This window comes from Novosphingobium aquae (assembly GCF_037572715.1).
GTDB lineage: Bacteria > Pseudomonadota > Alphaproteobacteria > Sphingomonadales > Sphingomonadaceae > Novosphingobium > Novosphingobium aquae.
Window position 1 is genome coordinate 111,834 of the sequence record NZ_JBBHJY010000008.1, and the last position, 15,464, is coordinate 127,297.

Consider the following 15,464-nt stretch of genomic DNA (forward strand, 5'->3'; position numbering starts at 1 on the left):
CCCATCAGTGCTCAAACGAGAGACGGGGAACAGCCGAAGCTGCCCCCGCCCTCGGTGGAACTGTATTTGACTTAGAAGCCGAAAGTCAGACCAACGCGGTCTGCCGTCTTGCCGCCCTTGTTGAAGCCCGTGGCAACGGCGGCGTTCAGCGCGACGTTTTCGGACACGAGAGCGTTGAGCTGGAATGAACCGGCATAGGCGCGATCATAAGTGGCGACGTTTGCCGTCATCGAAACCTTCTTGTCCGGCAGGAACGGCGATCCGCCCTGGCGACTGCCAGTGCGGTCGATGCCGCAGCGTAGTTTTCAAGGGCGCCCAAGCGGTTGACCAGCGCGTTGAGGTTGGTCCCCAGCTCGGTGATTTGGTTCTGCAGGTTGGTATCCGCAGCGGCGCGGGCCGACGCTTCGGCATTGTCCGCAGCGATGCGGGCAGTTGCCTCGTTCGACACAGCCGTGATGCGGTTGGCGACTTCGGCGTTGAGGTTCGTCGTCAGCGTGGTGTCCGCAGCGGCGCGGGTGGCGGCTTCAGTGTTGATGTTGGTCTGAAGCGTGGCTTCAGCCGCCGTTGCACGGGTGACTTCAGCTGCCAGGTTGGTGGTCAGCGTGGCGTCAGCCGCAACGCGGGCTGCCGTTTCAGCATCGAGCCGGCCCTTGTTCACCGCATCGGTTGCTGCCGTGCCGGCAGCAACGTTGACAACGCGGCGTTCAGAGCTGGCAGCGCTGACCAAAACCGTGTTGGCGTCACCTGCAACCGAACCTGCGCCCAGTGCGACGCTGTTCGCGCGGCTCAATGCCGATCGCAACGGGGTGCCCACTCCCGGCGAATTCGCTGCGCTGGTGCAGGATCCGGGCAACCCCGATGATGACCCGCTTCGATGGCAACCGCGATCAGGTGATCACCATGGTCGAATACCGCGCCGCCACGCTCGCCAACTTCGACCGGCTTGATACCGACAAGGACGGCGTGCGGACCAGGGCGGAGATCAATGCCGTGCCGCCGCATGCGGTCGGCAGGTAACTCCCACTGGACTTGGGCCAAATCCTTCGCCATCGTCACGCCGGGCGCCGTTGGGAAGGAAGGAAAAGGTCTTATGACCCAACCCATCGACGCGCCTGCTTGGTCCGCACTCATGCTGGGGCTTGCCGCGATGTTTGCCGGCATCGGCGCGCTGCGCAAACCCGGAATCTGGCGCACCATGCTCGACGAGATCGAGGGATCGCCGACGCTGCAATTCGTCTGCGGGCTGCTCGAACTGCTGATCGGCACGCTCGTCTATCTCGCCAATCCGTGGGTCCCGGCGGATACCTTGGCCTGCGTGATGAAGGCGCTGGGCGGGCTGATGATTATCGAGGCGATCGCCATCCTCGGCTTCTGCGACCTCTACACCCAGTTCTGGCTGCGCAGCCTGACACATATGCACCGCGGCTGGGCCACGGCGACGATGCTGTTTGGCCTCGCGCTCAACGTGGCGGGAGCACTTCGATTCAATTAGGGCGGTTCAACTAGCCGCCAGATCGCGCATCATTCCCGACGAATAGGGCGCGATCAGCGGCTCTGCCCGTTTCCATTCGCCGCGCAGCCATGTCGTCCAGGCGCGCGGATCGGCGGGGAGGATCACCGGCATCCGCTCGATCCCTGCCTCGCGCAGCAGGGCGTTGGGCTCGCAGGTGAGCAGGGCGAAGCTGGCGATCTCGCTGTCCTTCCACACGCCCGCCATGGCGAACAGCGGTTGGTCCCCCATTGCTTGGTCAGCTGGCGCGAACCAGTGCTGGCGGCGGCGGCCGGTGGCGGGATCGTTGCGCCCCCAGGCCATGAAGGCGCTCGCCGGCACTAGGCATCGGAACTCGCTGTTCTTGAGGTTGCCCATCCAGAACGGACTGCCGGAATTGCGCACGGTGAGCACCAGCCGCGAGGGATCGCCTGCCGAAGGGGGCGGCGGCACGCCCCACAGGCGCGGGATCAGGCGGCGCGGCGGCTCGATATCCGGGCGCGGCCCTGCCACCTCCTCGCGCCCCGATGTGATGACCGGCGCAAAGGTATGCGGCGCGATCGTTCCGCCTGCCCAAGGATCCTTCCCCGCCCGCGCGGAAAAATGCGCGGCAATGGCCGGGGCGGCGGGGTTGAGGCGGTAGAGCGTGGGCATAGCCGGCGGACCATGGCGCAGCCGCTCCGGCAATGTCCATGCAGGGACGGGCGTTTTTGCCCCAAAGGACACGTTGCGTGGCGGCGATTGCGCCTTATCTGCACGGTGCGCCAATCCCCGGCGCGAACCGGAGACTTCGCCTCATGCCCCGTGTCTTTATCCCCGCGCTTGCCGCTTCGCTCCTCCTCGCCGCGCCCGCGCTGGCTCAGGAAGGCCGGCCCGCCGAACCAGAGGGCAAGTGGGCGGCGGACCGCGCTACCATCGGGCTCGGCGGCGGCATCGCGCCCGATTATTCGGGTTCGGACGATTACGAATTCCAGCCGGGCGGCATCGTACAGGGCTCGGTCTCGGGCTTCAGCTTTGCCATGCGTGGCACCAACCTTTACGTCGATCTTGCCCGCGAAGGGCGCGGCGCGGATATTGACGTGATCGCCGGGCCGGTGGTGCAGGTGCGGCTCGAACGCACCGGCGCGGTCAAGGATGCGCGCGTTACGGCGCTGGGTGAACTGGACGCAGCGTTCGAGGCAGGCGGCTATTTCGGCCTTGGCAAGCGCGGCATATTTTCCCGCTTTGACGAGGTCTCGGCTGATGTCACGCTGGTCCACGATGTCGGCAAGGTGCACAAGAGCTACGTCATCCGCCCCTCGATCGGCTACCAGACCCTGCTAGGCAAGCGGACCTTCACCCAGCTGCGCGCCTCGGCCGATTTTGTCGGCAAGGGCTTTGCCCGGACCTATTACGATGTCCCGGCCGGCAGCCTGCTCCCCGCTTACACGACCAATGGCGGCGGGCTGGAGAGCGTCGGGCTGACCGCGCTTGCCACCCACGGGCTTGGCCGCGACCCCCGCCGCGGCTGGAGCCTGTTCGCGCTCGGCGGCTGGTCGCGCATCACGGGCAAGTTCGCGCGCTCGCCGATTGTCTCGGTCGCCGGCGATGCGGACCAGTTCCGCCTGATCGGCGGACTGGGCTATACCTTCTGACGCCGCTTAGAGCGCGTTGACCGGCAGTTTCAGGTAGGTTTTGCCGTTGGCCTCTGCCGGCGGCATGGCCCCGGCGCGGATGTTGACTTGCAAGGACGGCAAGATGAGCGCCGGTGCTTCCAGCAGGGCATTGCGCGCCTCGCGCTGCGCCACGAAATCGGCTTCGCTCACCCCGGCGTGGATATGGACGTTGTCGGCGTTCTGCTCGGCCACGCTGGTTTCAAAAGCGTAGTCGCTGCGGCCCGCAGGCAGGTAATCGTGGCCGACAAACATGCGCGTCTCTGCTGGCAGGGCGAGGATCTTGCGGATCGAGGCGTAGAGCGCATGGGCACTGCCGCCGGGAAAGTCGCTCCGCGCCGTGCCATAGTCCGGCATGAACAGGGTATCGCCGACGAAGGCCGCATCGCCGATCAGGTAGGTCACGCAGGCCGGGGTATGGCCCGGCGTGTGCATCACGCGGATGGCAAGCGTGCCCAGCGGCAGTTCCTCGCCTTCATCGATCAGACGGTCGAACTGGCTGCCATCGGGCGTCACATCGTCGGCGCCGAACAACGGGGCGAAAGCCTTTTGAACGGCGGTTATGTGCCGACCGATGACAATCGGCGCGCCGGTCTGCTCGCGCAGGTAATGCGCGGCGGACAAGTGATCGGCATGGGCGTGGGTTTCCAGCAGCCAGTCAAGCGTCAGGCCTTCACGCGCCACATAGGCCAGCAGCGCGTCCGCGGACTTGGTGGAAGTGCGGGCATTGCGCGGGCTGTAATCCAGCACGGGATCGATGATCGCCGCGCGCCGGGTGGCCGGATCGTGGACCACGTAAGTGGCGGTGAAGGTGGCGGGGTCGAAGAAGCCTTCGACATGGGGGGCATTGGCAGTTGCGGCGGACATGAACTGTCTCCTCGCAACAGATATTAGCACTTGCTAATTTAGAATCAAGCCATATAATTCAATCCATGTTCGACCTCATCCAACTCAACCTCGCCCAGTTCGAAAACAGTGCGGGACGCGCTGCCGCCCTGCTCAAGTTGCTCGGAAACGAAAAGCGTCTGATGGTTCTGTGCCAGCTTTCCGAGGGGGAGCTCTCGGTCACCGAGCTGCAGATGCGCATCGGCCTTTCCCAGTCGGCGCTGTCGCAGCACCTCGCCCTGCTGCGCGAGCACGGCGCGGTGACCACCCGGCGGGAGGGACAGATGATCTTTTACCGAATTGCCGACCCGGCCGTGATGCGGATGATCGAGACGCTGGCTGAGCTGTTCTGCCCGCCTGAAATCAGGGCCTGAGGCTATGGGCTGGGAACCGCTCCTCCTCGCCGGCCTGGGCGGCGCTCTGATCGGCCTGCTGCTGACTCTGTTCGGCGGCGGCGGATCGGTGCTGGCAACGCCGTGGCTGATCTATGTCGTCGGTCTGGCAGATGTTCACGCCGCCATCGGCACTTCGGCGGCGGCGGTGGCGGTGAACGCCGCGACCGGCCTTGCCGCGCAGGCGAGGTCAGGGCGGGTGAAGTGGCCCTGCGCCAGCGTTTTCGCCTTGTCCGGCCTCGCCGGGGCGCTTGGCGGAGCACAGCTGGCCAAGCAGGTTGATGGTCAGGCGCTATTGTTCTGGTTCGCGCTCGCCATGATCGCGATTGCCCTGTCGATGCTGCTGGCGAAAAAGGGCGTGGGCGATCCCGGTGTCCACCTGACCGGGCCGATGGTGTTCAAGCTGGCCCCTGTCGGTCTGCTCACCGGCCTGGCCGCGGGGTTCTTCGGCATCGGCGGCGGCTTCCTGATCGCCCCGGGCCTGATGGCCTCGACCGGCATGACGCTGGCCAATGCCGGGGCAAGCTCGCTGGTTTCGGTCACTCTGTTCGGCACGGCCACTTCGGCCAGCTACGCCGCATCGGGCCAGATCGACTGGCCGCTGTTCGGCGCGCTGGTGGCGGGCGGAGCGGTTGGCACGCTCGCCGCCCTGCCGCTGGCGAAGCGACTGGAGAGCCGGGTGAAACTCGCCCGCACGGCCTTTGCCGTGATGGTCATCGCCGTGGCCTTGTTCATCTTGCTGAAGTGAGCTTGCCCCTTTCGGGCACCTCCCCTAATGTCGCGCCATCCCCGGGGAGTCGTGTGACTGAGAGGGGCTGGTAACGCAGCCCGACCCGTTGAACCTGAACCCGTTAGCACGGGCGGAGGGAAGGGTTGTCGCATCCCGCGCGCGCCCGGCCTTTCGTCCAAGAAGGACTTCGCATGGCCGACATCAACAGCAAGCTCGAAATAGGTGTGACCACGGGGCCGATCCGCGGATCGAAGAAGATCCACGTCGGACCCCTCGGCGTCGCCATGCGCGAGATTTACCTTGAGCCGACCAGCGGTGAACCGCCGGTGCGGGTCTACGACACCTCGGGGCCGTACACCGACACTGCCGCTACGATCGACATCGCCGCCGGTCTGCCCGAGGTCCGCGCCGCCTGGATTCGCGGGCGCGGCGATGTGGAGGAAGTGACCCAGCGCGAGGTCAAGCCCGAGGATAACGGCCAGCTCGGCCCGGACCGTTCCGGTGGCGTGCCTGCCTTCCCGAATGTCCGCCGCCAGGTCCTGCGCGCCAAGGCTGGCGCCAACGTCAGCCAGATGCATTACGCCCGCAAGGGCATCATCACGCCCGAGATGGAATATGTCGCCGTGCGCGAAAACCTCGGGCGCGAAATGCTCAAGGAGTATAAGCGCGACGGTGACAGCTACGGCGCCGCGATCCCCGACTATGTCACCCCGGAATTCGTCCGCGATGAAGTCGCCCGGGGCCGCGCGATCATCCCCAGCAACATCAACCACCCCGAGAGCGAGCCGATGGCGATCGGGCGCAATTTCCTCGTCAAGATCAACGCCAACATCGGCAACTCGGCGGTAGCTTCGGACGTGGCCAGCGAAGTCGACAAGATGGTCTGGTCGATCCGGTGGGGCGCGGATACGGTCATGGACCTCTCGACGGGGCGCAACATCCACGACACCCGCGAATGGATCCTGCGCAACAGCCCCGTCCCCATCGGCACCGTGCCGATCTATCAGGCGCTGGAAAAGGTCGGCGGCGTGGCCGAGGACCTCAACTGGGAGATCTTCCGCGATACCCTGATTGAACAGGCCGAACAGGGCGTCGATTACTTCACCATCCACGCCGGCGTGCGCCTGCCCTACATCCCGCTGGCGGCCAAGCGGATGACCGGCATCGTCAGCCGCGGCGGCTCGATCATGGCCAAGTGGTGCCTCGCGCATCACAAGGAATCGTTCCTCTACGAACGCTTCGACGAGATTACCGAGATCATGAAGGCCTACGACGTCGCCTACTCGCTTGGAGACGGCCTGCGCCCCGGATCGATCTATGACGCCAACGACGAAGCCCAGTTCGCCGAACTCTACACCCTTGGCGAGCTGACCAAGCGCGCCTGGGCGGAAGACGTGCAGGTGATGATCGAAGGCCCCGGCCACGTGCCGATGCACAAGATAAAGGAGAACATGGACAAGCAGCTCGAAGCTTGCGGCGAGGCTCCGTTCTACACGCTCGGGCCGCTGGTTACCGACATTGCGCCGGGTTACGACCACATCACCAGCGGCATCGGCGCGGCGCAGATCGGCTGGTACGGCACGGCGATGCTTTGCTACGTCACGCCCAAGGAACACCTTGGCCTGCCCGACCGTGACGACGTCAAGGTTGGTGTGGTCACCTACAAGCTCGCCGCCCACGCGGCTGACCTTGCCAAGGGGCACCCTGCCGCGCAAGTGCGTGATGACGCGCTGAGCAAGGCGCGCTTCGAATTCCGCTGGCGTGACCAGTTCAACCTCAGCCTCGATCCCGACACCGCAGAGCAGTACCACGACCAGACGCTCCCGGCCGAAGGCGCCAAGTCGGCACACTTCTGCTCGATGTGCGGGCCGAAATTCTGCTCGATGAAGATCAGTCAGGAAGTCCGCGAATTCGCCAAGCTGCAAAACCAGGACAGCGCCGCCTTCATCGCCACCGAAGATGCCGAAAAGGGCATGGCCGAAGCCGAGATGTCTCAAGAGGACATCGACGCGGGCTATGCCCAAATGAGCAAGGCCTATGACGAAGGCGGCCGCGAACTCTACATCGGTGCGGGGGACCGCGAGCATGACTGAGTCGACCACCGACTGGCGCGCCGTCACCCTGGACCGCGTCCGCGCAGCTATCCTCGCCGCCGATCCTGCGGTTACCGAGGAGATCAAGTGGCGTAAGCCGAGCAACCCGGCGGGCGTGCCCACCTGGTCGCACGGCGGGCTGATCTGCACGGGCGAGACCTACAAAGACAAGGTTAAGCTCACCTTCGCGCGCGGCGCCAAGCTGTCCGATCCCGCCGGTTTGTTCGGCCCCGCCAAGGACACCGGCACCCGCCGCGCGATAGACCTGAAGGAAGGTGACACGCTTGACGAGGCAGCCTTCGCCGCGCTCATCCACGATGCCATCGCGCACAACGCGGGGCGCGATTACGTGCCGCCGGAGAAGCCGCGCAAGTGAGGCGGGGCGGCTGATGGCAGAACCGGCGGACAAGCAGGGCCACGGCCAGCCGGGCGCGGGCAGACAGCTGACCAAGTTCGCCTGCCTCGATTGTCATAGCGTGTTCAAGCGGCCCGTCGCTGACATCGGCAAGCGCAACGTGCCGCGCCCGAGCGAGGTGCGCCGCTGCCCCTCGTGCGGTAGCGACGCCAACCTGATGAGCAGCGATTTCCGCTTTCCGCCCAAGTCCGATGCCAAGGGCTGGGCCGTGGTAGCCGCGCTCACCCGCGCCGGGCTGCCCTATTTCCGCATCTATGAAGACATGCCGCTGACGGCTTTAGGCCACCCCTCGCAGCTGCCAAAGGGCATTTTTAGCCCCAAGTACCGGGTCGGCCCAAGGCCCGAAACCATGGCCGAAGCCAAAGCGTTCATCGCCCGCCACCGTGATAAGGCCATGCCCTTTGTGCGCACGGAGCCGTGACGGACACTTCAGCTCCGGGTGCTGCACTGACCCGCACGCGTACAATCACTAGCGACTCTGGCCTTTTGGCGTTATAACTTCCGTATGAACGCCACGCTCAAGATCACCAAGATCGGCAATTCCGCCGGGGTTATCCTGTCCAAGGAATTGCTTGCTCACCTTAATGCACAGGTGGGGGACAAGGTCGAAGTGGTGCGTACTTCGCGCGGGCTTGAGATCCGGCCCGTGAACCTCGACTTGGAGAAGCAGTTGGGGGCCGCAAAGGAAGTCATGGCAAGGCGGCACCGGGCGCTGCAGGCGCTTGCTGATCAAATCATGGATGAAGACCGCGAAATTCTGAAGGCCTTGGCCAAGTCCTGAATCCGTCATCTCCGCGGTGGCGGGGATCCATCTGGGCGTGCCTTTGGACGCTGGTCTCGGTTTGATGGATTGAGGGCGGATGGGCCCCCGCCTGCGCGGGGGCGACGGTAGGGGGCAGTGCCGCCAGAATTCCAAGGTTGCGGAAGCACCATCGGACGCTTCGCTTATGCCGCCAGCAATTCCCTTACGGCGCCTGAATCACCTCAACGATCCCGTCGCCCGCCATAATCACCGGGTTCTCCCAGAAGCCCAGCGTCTCTTCGCCACGCACCAGTTTGAGCGCTACGCTTCCAGTGATCTGGTCGAGGCGCTGACCGATTTCCGCCGGGCGCGCCGGGCGTTCGCGGAGCAGCAGGCCGTGGTCGGCTGATGCGAGGTCGGCGAGGGTGTCGACCGCGTGGCGGTCGGCGGCGGCGCGAGCGAGCATGTGGCCCCCCATGCGGATTGGATTGAGCACGACATTGGCTCCGGCCTGGGCGAGGAGGTCCTCGTTCTCTTCCAGCCGGGCAGTCGCGCTGATCTGCACGTGCGGATTAAGCTGGCGGGCCGACAGGACGACCAGTGCGGTCGCATCGTCGCGGCTGGTGGAAACCAGCACGGCGCAGGCCGTGCCGATACGCGCCGCCTTGAGCACCGAATTGTGCGTCGCATCGCCCTCGATGGCGCTGAAGCCTTCGGCTGTGGCGGCAGCGATCCGCAGGGGATCGGGATCGACGATGACGATGGAATCGGCCTTCGCACCCCCGGCAACCAGCTCGCGCGCGGCGAAGGTTCCGCCGGCGCCATAGCCGCAGATGATGGTGTGGTTCTTCAAGGAATTGCGGATCATGGCGGAACGTATCCTGTCGATCGAATTACGGAAGACGAAATCGTAGGCCGTGCCAAGGAAGATCAGCCAGACGAAGACCCGGATCGGCGTGACAACGAACGATTCGAACAGCTTGGCTTGATCGCTGATCGGCACGATATCGCCGTAACCGACCGTGGTGATGGTTATCGTGGTGAAATAGATCGCATCGATGAAGCTGATCTGGCCATCGATATTGTCGCGCAGCCCGTCACGGTCAAACCAATGCACGGCAAGCGCCACGCCCATCAGCGCGAGGACGAGCGCGACTCGCACCAGCAGGGACTGCCACGGCCGCAAGGAAGCGCGGCGGCGCAGGGGGTGGAACCGGTCAGCCTTCTCCAGGCTTAATCTGCGTTGGGCGGCGGCGGCGCGAAGCGACATGGCGGCGTGATGGGCAATCCGGCGGCAAAACGCAATCATGCGCCGCCTGCGACCATCTGCCCATTTTCCTACACCCGATCGCTTGCGGTATCATCACCCGATGCCCCTGATACCTCCCCCGCCGCGTGCCGCCCCTTCACGCCCCACCAGCAAAACGCCTGCGCCATGCCACTGGACGCGCAAAACCATGCTCGCCATTATATCCGCCCTGGCCGAGGATGGGTCGGTCGCGGCGGCTGCGCGGGCCGTGGGGATGAACCGCAATTCTGCCTACCGTCTACGCGCGCGGATGGGGCCGGCATTTGGCGAAGCGTAGGACAGGGTGCTGGTGATCGGGCGCCGTAAGCGGCTTTCGAGGGGGCAAAGGTGACACTTCTTCCTGGGGTGTGTCCAATGTGTCCAGTCCATGTGTCACCTTGTGCGGCGGAGGCTTATTCCTGCCTCGGGGGAACAGGCCGGCCAGCGGGGAGTTTGGGCAGGCATGAGCCGGATCTTCGCATTACTCGCCCTTTCCCCCATCGTTGCCATTACCTCACTCGGAGCCTGCTCCGGCCAGCGGTCGGACAGCGAACCGACGTCCGAGGCGGCGAATGCTTCGGGGGCTTCGGCCCAGTCCGCGCTCGATGCGGTGGTTTCGCCCACGGCTGCCGTCCAATTCGGCGATGCCGCCGGGCCGGGAGCGGGCGGCCGGGTGCTGACGCTGAGCGGGCTGGGCACGTTGCTGTTTGACCAGGCGCCTCCCGGTGACGGTCCCTGGAGCGAGCGCGGGGCGCAGGCGTCCGATACGTGCCGGGTGATTACCTCGGCCGACTATCCCGGCGTCTATGCCATCACCGAAGGTGGCAAGGTGCGCCGCATTACGGCTGGCGCAAGCTCGAATGTGACGTCGATCGAGGGCATCGGCGTGGGATCGACCCGCGCGCAGGTGAACGATGCCTTCCCGGGCTTCCAAGAGACGCCGCACAAGTATGTTGCAGGGGCCAAGTACCTGACCACGCCCGGCGCGGAAAACGGCCGGCCGGCGGTGCGCCTTGAAATGAGCCCGCAAGGCAAAGTGACGGCGATACATATCGGCATGATGCCGACGCTCGGCTATGTCGAGGCTTGTTCCTGACGCTAACTGCGCAGAATTAATGGGGAACCTTGAAGGCGGCGTGCTAGACCGCCCGAGGGAATGAGGATGCGACTGACGGGCACTGTAACAGGAGCCGACGCATGTCACGCAAGCCCGATACCCCGCAGATTTCCGACTGGATGAGCCTTGCTGGCCAGAGCTGGATGCTGTGGGGCGAGGCCGCCTCGGTGATCTGGCTACGCTCGCTGAAACTCGCCGGCGGCGGTGCCTCGGCGCGGAGTGAGGCGGTGCGGATGGTCTCGGAAAAGGTCGCTTCGCAGGTTGAGATTGGCATGGCGATGATGACCAACCCGATGCAGGGCCCGGAAGCGGCAGCGCGGGCATCGTTGCAGCACTACCGCTCGAAGGTGCGCTCGAACCGCAGGCGGCTGTCGAAGTAATGCGCGGCTGATTCGCTGCGGTGAAACGAGGCTGGCGCGGGCCGGTGGTTTGGGTTGAAGTGCGTAATCCTTGCGGGCAAATGAACCCCGCCTAAACACACGATGAATGAGGGGCGTTCACTTTTGCAACGATAGAAAACTGTGCCTTTTCATATATTTCAAATTAAATCGATTCATCCGCTTGCACCGTTCGGCTCGTCTCTAAATGCCACTGTCAAGGTTTCAATCACGGCCGGCGATGGCCAGCTTGACTGCATGACGAAACTAGACCCCACTACTTCGCCCCTCGCCCTCGCCGCGATCCTTGCAGCCAGCGCGATCCCGTTCACCGCCGCCTCGGCCCAGGAGGCCGCAGCACCTGCACCGGCCCCGGTAATCGTCCTGCCGCCGGTAGACGCAGTGCCCGCCGCTCCGGCCCCGGCACCGGTCATCGTCCTTCCCGACGTGACGACTCCGCCGGCCGCCGCGCAGTCCGCGCCAGAGCCGGCCGCCTCGCCGAACGCCCGCACCGAACCGCGCGCTGCGACTAGGACGACCACCCGTTCCAGCAACCGCACCACCGAACCTTCCTCCCCCTCGGCGGTTGCTGGTCCTGCCGCGTCCGAACCGTCGACGATCGTCCCTCCCGTCACGATTCCGGACGCGGCCACCGCTCCGATCGGGGCGCCGGTTACGGCTGACCCGGCTCCGGTCGCCGAAGCGCCCGTCGCTCCGGCTGAGGACAATGGCTGGCTGATTCCGCTCGCGCTGGGCGGCATGGCCCTCGGCGGCGGCATCGCTTACGCCGCAACCGCTGGCAAACGCCGCCGCAAGATCCAGCCGGCTGATGCGGCGGTCTACCGCGGGACCCGCAATGAAGCCCGCGCGCCGCTGGCGACCAGTTCGTTCGCCGCGACTATCGCCGGTGCGGACGCCCGCCGCCAAGCCAATCCAGAGGTCGTCCCGGCTGGCACGCCGACTTATGCCGCCGATGGTCCTGCCGGGGCGACACCTGCCGCCGCTCGCCAGTTCAATGAGCCGGCACGCATTCCTGCCGGCCCGGTTCCCACTGGTGCCGAGCGTCAGGCCTTGATCGAACGGATGGTCGCCGCCGCGCCGGATGCGTCTAACCCATTCCATTCGCGCAAAAGCCGCCGCAAGCGCGCCCGGATCATGCTGGCCTCGGCAGAGCATCGCCAGCGCACGGCGGCTACGGAGCCGTTCGACTTCCGCAACTACGCTCCGTTCAGCCAGCAGGAAGCTGGCCGGACGGTCGGCCAGCAGACCAGCCGCATAAAGGAGAGCGTGAATTAAGCCTTCCAAGCCACTGTTCCCCGGCGACGGGGTAGTGGGCGAGGCGGTCCGCACCGGTTCGATCCGGAGCGGGCCGCCTCATCACGTCAGGCACGGCGGAACAATCCGCACCTTGCAGGGTTACATGAAGCGGGAGGGGTTGCTCAATGGAGTTGCTCCCATGTTCAGATCGCTGTCACTTCCGATTGCCCTCGCCTCTGTGACGCTGCTCGGCGGCTGCGCGACTTATGACGATGGCTACCGTTCGAGCCGCAGTGCCAATGACTGGGGCTATTATGATCGCAGCTCCTACGACCGTTATGGCCGCTATGACTGGAATAATGCCGATCCGTCCTACAACGGCTATTACGCCGACCGTTATTACCGCGCTGATCGCCGCTATCGCACCCGCACGCTTAGTTCTGACGACCGCGTCTATCGCGGGCAGGACGGGCGATATTACTGCCGCCGCAGCGACGGGACGACCGGGCTGATCATCGGCGGAATTGCCGGCGGCGTGCTGGGCAACATCATCGCACCGGGCGATTCCAAGACCCTTGGCACTGTGCTGGGCGCGATCGGCGGCGCTGCTGCCGGCGCCGCTATCGACAGCCGCAACGTGCGCTGCAACTGAAGACAGGCGCCCCCCCCCGGGAGCGTTCAGCGCTTGCGGACGAATTCGGCGCGCAAGACCAGGCCTTTGATGCCAGGATACCTGCAGTCGATTTCCTGGGCGTCGCCGGTCAGGCGGATCGAGGGAATGACCGTGCCTTGTTTCAGGGTCTGGCCAGCACCCTTGACCGTCAGGTCCTTGATTAACGTTACCGAATCGCCATCGGCGAGGACGTTGCCCACCGCATCACGGACTTCCACCGTATCAGCGGAGGCTCGCTTGGCGGCAAGCTCGGACGACGGCATCCATTCGCCGCTGTCGTCGTCATAGACGTAGTCATCATCGCTCATCGCGTCAGCCCATCCTGGTCCAGAGGATTGCCACCCAGACGGCGGCAGTCAGTATGCCGCCGGCGATGGTCGCATGGATCGCCCGGGTCAAGAGCCGCGCCTGTGCATCGATCGAGCGGATGAAGGCGGCGTAGAGCCGGGTGCGCAGAGCCTCGCCGTCCATGTCATCGGCATCAAACTCCTCCCCGAGCAGCATGGCGGACAGGACGTACCAGCAAGATAAGACCAGCGGCAGCAGTCCCACGAGGCTCGCGAGCGTTAGCAGCGGCTGGCTGACGGCATCAAGGCTGAGCGGAGCGCCGGGGCTCGCCGATACCGGGTGCGTGCCGATGGTGATCAGTAGGGCGTTGAAGGCCAGCATCGCACCCAGCCGCACCGATAAGTCGAGATCGCGATTCTCGAGGAATTCAAGGTCAGCAATGAACCCGGGATCTGGCGGGTTGCCCCGCATGGCCTGGAAAGCACGAAGCCGCGCCCGGAACGATGGAACCTTCACAAGTCTAGCCCGCCTGCCACTGGCGGATCGCTTCGATTGGCCAGACGAGCATCAGGATGTTCAGCGCCAGATTGTCACGGATCATCACCAGCGTGAAGATTTCGAACGCGATGGCCAGCGCTACGCTGGCCCAGGCAGGCAGGCGGCTGGCGATCAGGAATCCGAGTGTCATGAAGCCGATATCGGACAGCGAATTGACCACGCTGTCGCCTTCGTAGCCATAGCTCATGGTCACCGCGCGGTAACGGTCGATGATGATGGGGGAGTTTTCCAGCAGCTCCCAGAAACCTTCGAAGGCGACCGCAATCGGGAGGGCCCAGATCGCCGGCCGGCCACTCAAGACCTTCCAGCGCTGCCACAGCACATGGGCAAAAAAGTAGAACATCAGCCCGTGGATAACGTGACTGAACGAATACCAGTCGCCGATGTGCTGGCTGTTTTCCGAGGAGTGGACCACGCCATGCCACAGCTTGACCGTGCCGCAGGCGCAGATCGGGGCGCGGCCCATGGCGAGCAGGATGAGGCCGAAGGCGACCGCCATGACAAGTGCGAGCAGCGCACCGCGCCGGTTGGGAAGCAGGCTTGTCATGGCCCGCATGATGCATCGCCGCTGCGACTTGGCAAGTGCTGGCGCGCGGTTATGCTCGGCTGCATGACCTTTGCCGCTGACATCTCCGAGGAAGATATCTCCGCTTACCAACGCGATGGTGCGGTGGTGCTGCGCGGCGTTCTGAATGCAAAAGTGCTGGCCCTGCTCGAAGCCGGATTGGAGGAAGCCTACCGCAACCGCGATCACCGCCACTCGATCGTGCGCACGGCGGATGGAACCGGCGAAACGCTGGTCGAACAATACCCCAGCCAGAACAGCCCCGCGCTCGCCGCGTTGATGGCCAGTAGCCTGCCCGGAGAAATCGCCGCGCGGATGATGGGCACGCCATCGGCGCAGCTCGTGCTCGACCAGATCTTTTACAAAAGCGCCGGCCCCATCGCGCCGACGCCGTGGCATCAGGATACGCCGTTCCTGCGGGTGCGCGGGACACAGATGGTGCGCGTCTGGCTGTGCTGCGATGTCAGCCCCGCCGATCTTACCGTGCAGGTGGTGCGCGGATCGCACCGCTGGAACGTGGTCTACAACACGCGGACCATGGCAAACTCTCCGGTCATGTCCGAGCGCAAGGGTGAGTTCGAATCCGCCCAGCTTGGCGATGCCTATCTCCCGCTGGTGCCCAATGTCGCGGGCCACAAGGACAGCTTCGACATCATGCGCTTCGATGTTCAGCCGGGCGATGCACTGATCTTTCAGGGCAACATGCTGCACGGCGCCGATGGCCGAGCATGGTGCGATCATCCGCGCCGCGCCTTCGCCAGCCTGTGGGGCGGGCCGGACCTTCGCCACCACCGCAGCGCGGGCAAGACCTTCCCGCCGCCAGGGGGGGAGCCGGATGGTCCGATCCCCGATGGCGATCCCATCGGCCTGCACCGGACGTCCTTTCCGGTGGGGTGGCCGGCGAACACATCTTGACGCTAGCACTTCCACCTGGCTGAAACCG

General features: G+C 65.1%; 22 protein-coding genes and 1 riboswitch. Of the genes, 14 read left to right on the forward strand and 8 right to left on the reverse strand.

Annotation, left to right across the window (positions count from 1 at the left end; translation table 11 throughout):
• Positions 1-71: 71 nt before the first annotated feature.
• Positions 72-230, reverse strand: coding sequence for a hypothetical protein (locus tag WG900_RS15320; RefSeq protein ID WP_339968370.1), 159 nt, complete (start codon positions 228-230; stop codon positions 72-74).
• Entirely contained in the window at positions 227-790 is a 564-nt protein-coding gene (locus tag WG900_RS15325; RefSeq protein WP_339968372.1) for a hypothetical protein, read from the reverse strand. Before WG900_RS15325 ends, WG900_RS15320 begins: the two co-directional genes overlap by 4 nt.
• A 68-nt stretch (positions 791-858) precedes the next feature.
• Between WG900_RS15325 and WG900_RS15330 the strand changes: the two genes are divergently transcribed.
• Both WG900_RS15330 and WG900_RS15335 read left to right on the forward strand, forming a co-directional pair.
• Positions 859-1,017, forward strand: a complete 159-nt coding sequence (locus WG900_RS15330; protein ID WP_339968374.1) for a hypothetical protein — start codon at positions 859-861, stop codon at positions 1,015-1,017.
• Positions 1,018-1,090: 73 nt separating this feature from the next.
• Positions 1,091-1,492 (forward strand): hypothetical protein, encoded by a 402-nt coding sequence (locus tag WG900_RS15335; protein ID WP_339968376.1) that lies wholly within the window; start codon positions 1,091-1,093, stop codon positions 1,490-1,492.
• 6 nt (positions 1,493-1,498) lie between these two features.
• Here the strand turns inward: WG900_RS15335 and WG900_RS15340 are convergent, their stop codons facing one another.
• Positions 1,499-2,143 carry an SOS response-associated peptidase family protein gene (locus tag WG900_RS15340; protein WP_339968378.1) on the reverse strand — a complete coding sequence of 215 codons (645 nt, stop codon included), beginning with the start codon at positions 2,141-2,143 and terminating at the stop codon, positions 1,499-1,501.
• Between the two features lie 143 nt (positions 2,144-2,286).
• Between WG900_RS15340 and WG900_RS15345 the strand changes: the two genes are divergently transcribed.
• Positions 2,287-3,123, forward strand: coding sequence for a MipA/OmpV family protein (locus WG900_RS15345; RefSeq protein ID WP_339968381.1), 837 nt, complete (start codon positions 2,287-2,289; stop codon positions 3,121-3,123).
• Between the two features lie 6 nt (positions 3,124-3,129).
• Here WG900_RS15345 and WG900_RS15350 read toward each other — a convergent pair whose 3' ends face one another.
• Positions 3,130-4,008 (reverse strand): MBL fold metallo-hydrolase, encoded by an 879-nt coding sequence (locus WG900_RS15350; RefSeq protein WP_339968383.1) that lies wholly within the window; start codon positions 4,006-4,008, stop codon positions 3,130-3,132.
• A gap of 65 nt (positions 4,009-4,073) precedes the next feature.
• Here WG900_RS15350 and WG900_RS15355 point away from each other — a divergent pair, with 65 nt between their 5' ends.
• The 6 genes from WG900_RS15355 (at position 4,074) to WG900_RS15380 (ending at position 8,437) form a co-directional block, all read left to right on the forward strand.
• Positions 4,074-4,400, forward strand: a complete 327-nt coding sequence (locus WG900_RS15355) for an ArsR/SmtB family transcription factor (RefSeq protein ID WP_339968385.1) — start codon at positions 4,074-4,076, stop codon at positions 4,398-4,400.
• A 4-nt stretch (positions 4,401-4,404) separates the two neighbouring features.
• A complete protein-coding gene (locus WG900_RS15360; protein ID WP_339968387.1) occupies positions 4,405-5,166 on the forward strand; it encodes a sulfite exporter TauE/SafE family protein in 762 nt (253 codons plus the stop codon).
• A gap of 32 nt (positions 5,167-5,198) precedes the next feature.
• Positions 5,199-5,304: riboswitch (TPP riboswitch) on the forward strand.
• A 35-nt stretch (positions 5,305-5,339) separates the two neighbouring features.
• Positions 5,340-7,241 (forward strand): phosphomethylpyrimidine synthase ThiC, encoded by a 1,902-nt coding sequence (gene thiC, locus WG900_RS15365; RefSeq protein WP_339968389.1) that lies wholly within the window; start codon positions 5,340-5,342, stop codon positions 7,239-7,241.
• Positions 7,234-7,617, forward strand: a complete 384-nt coding sequence (locus WG900_RS15370) for a DUF1801 domain-containing protein (protein ID WP_339968391.1) — start codon at positions 7,234-7,236, stop codon at positions 7,615-7,617. The genes thiC and WG900_RS15370 overlap by 8 nt, the downstream gene beginning before the upstream one ends.
• A 13-nt stretch (positions 7,618-7,630) precedes the next feature.
• On the forward strand, positions 7,631-8,077 hold the full coding sequence (locus WG900_RS15375; RefSeq protein WP_339968393.1) for a hypothetical protein: 447 nt from the start codon (positions 7,631-7,633) through the stop codon (positions 8,075-8,077).
• Positions 8,078-8,161: 84 nt separating this feature from the next.
• On the forward strand, positions 8,162-8,437 hold the full coding sequence (locus tag WG900_RS15380; RefSeq protein ID WP_339968395.1) for an AbrB/MazE/SpoVT family DNA-binding domain-containing protein: 276 nt from the start codon (positions 8,162-8,164) through the stop codon (positions 8,435-8,437).
• 184 nt (positions 8,438-8,621) lie between these two features.
• On the opposite strand, the gene WG900_RS15385 is transcribed toward WG900_RS15380, so the two are convergent.
• Positions 8,622-9,668: a potassium channel family protein gene (locus tag WG900_RS15385; protein WP_339968397.1), complete on the reverse strand. Its 1,047-nt coding sequence runs from the start codon at positions 9,666-9,668 to the stop codon at positions 8,622-8,624.
• 481 nt (positions 9,669-10,149) lie between these two features.
• On the opposite strand from WG900_RS15385, the gene WG900_RS15390 reads away from it, so the two are divergent.
• The 4 genes from WG900_RS15390 to WG900_RS15405 all read left to right on the forward strand — a co-directional run bounded on the left by WG900_RS15390 (position 10,150) and on the right by WG900_RS15405 (position 13,089).
• Positions 10,150-10,782, forward strand: coding sequence for a hypothetical protein (locus WG900_RS15390; RefSeq protein WP_339968398.1), 633 nt, complete (start codon positions 10,150-10,152; stop codon positions 10,780-10,782).
• A 101-nt stretch (positions 10,783-10,883) separates the two neighbouring features.
• Positions 10,884-11,183, forward strand: a complete 300-nt coding sequence (locus WG900_RS15395) for a hypothetical protein (RefSeq protein ID WP_339968401.1) — start codon at positions 10,884-10,886, stop codon at positions 11,181-11,183.
• 255 nt (positions 11,184-11,438) lie between these two features.
• Complete coding sequence (locus WG900_RS15400) at positions 11,439-12,476, forward strand: hypothetical protein (protein ID WP_339968403.1); 1,038 nt, start codon at positions 11,439-11,441, stop codon at positions 12,474-12,476.
• A 160-nt stretch (positions 12,477-12,636) separates the two neighbouring features.
• Positions 12,637-13,089: a glycine zipper 2TM domain-containing protein gene (locus WG900_RS15405; RefSeq protein WP_339968406.1), complete on the forward strand. Its 453-nt coding sequence runs from the start codon at positions 12,637-12,639 to the stop codon at positions 13,087-13,089.
• A 26-nt stretch (positions 13,090-13,115) separates the two neighbouring features.
• On the opposite strand, the gene WG900_RS15410 is transcribed toward WG900_RS15405, so the two are convergent.
• The 3 genes from WG900_RS15410 to WG900_RS15420 are packed head-to-tail and all read right to left on the reverse strand — an operon-like array spanning position 13,116 to position 14,503.
• Positions 13,116-13,418, reverse strand: coding sequence for an alkylphosphonate utilization protein (locus WG900_RS15410; RefSeq protein WP_339968407.1), 303 nt, complete (start codon positions 13,416-13,418; stop codon positions 13,116-13,118).
• A 4-nt stretch (positions 13,419-13,422) separates the two neighbouring features.
• Complete coding sequence (locus WG900_RS15415) at positions 13,423-13,869, reverse strand: hypothetical protein (RefSeq protein WP_339968409.1); 447 nt, start codon at positions 13,867-13,869, stop codon at positions 13,423-13,425.
• Between the two features lie 49 nt (positions 13,870-13,918).
• On the reverse strand, positions 13,919-14,503 hold the full coding sequence (locus tag WG900_RS15420) for a DUF2585 domain-containing protein (RefSeq protein ID WP_339968411.1): 585 nt from the start codon (positions 14,501-14,503) through the stop codon (positions 13,919-13,921).
• Between the two features lie 63 nt (positions 14,504-14,566).
• Here WG900_RS15420 and WG900_RS15425 point away from each other — a divergent pair, with 63 nt between their 5' ends.
• The gene (locus WG900_RS15425; protein WP_339968413.1) at positions 14,567-15,436 is read left to right on the forward strand and encodes a phytanoyl-CoA dioxygenase family protein; all 870 of its coding nucleotides are present in this window, start codon (positions 14,567-14,569) and stop codon (positions 15,434-15,436) included.
• Positions 15,437-15,464 lie beyond the last annotated feature (28 nt).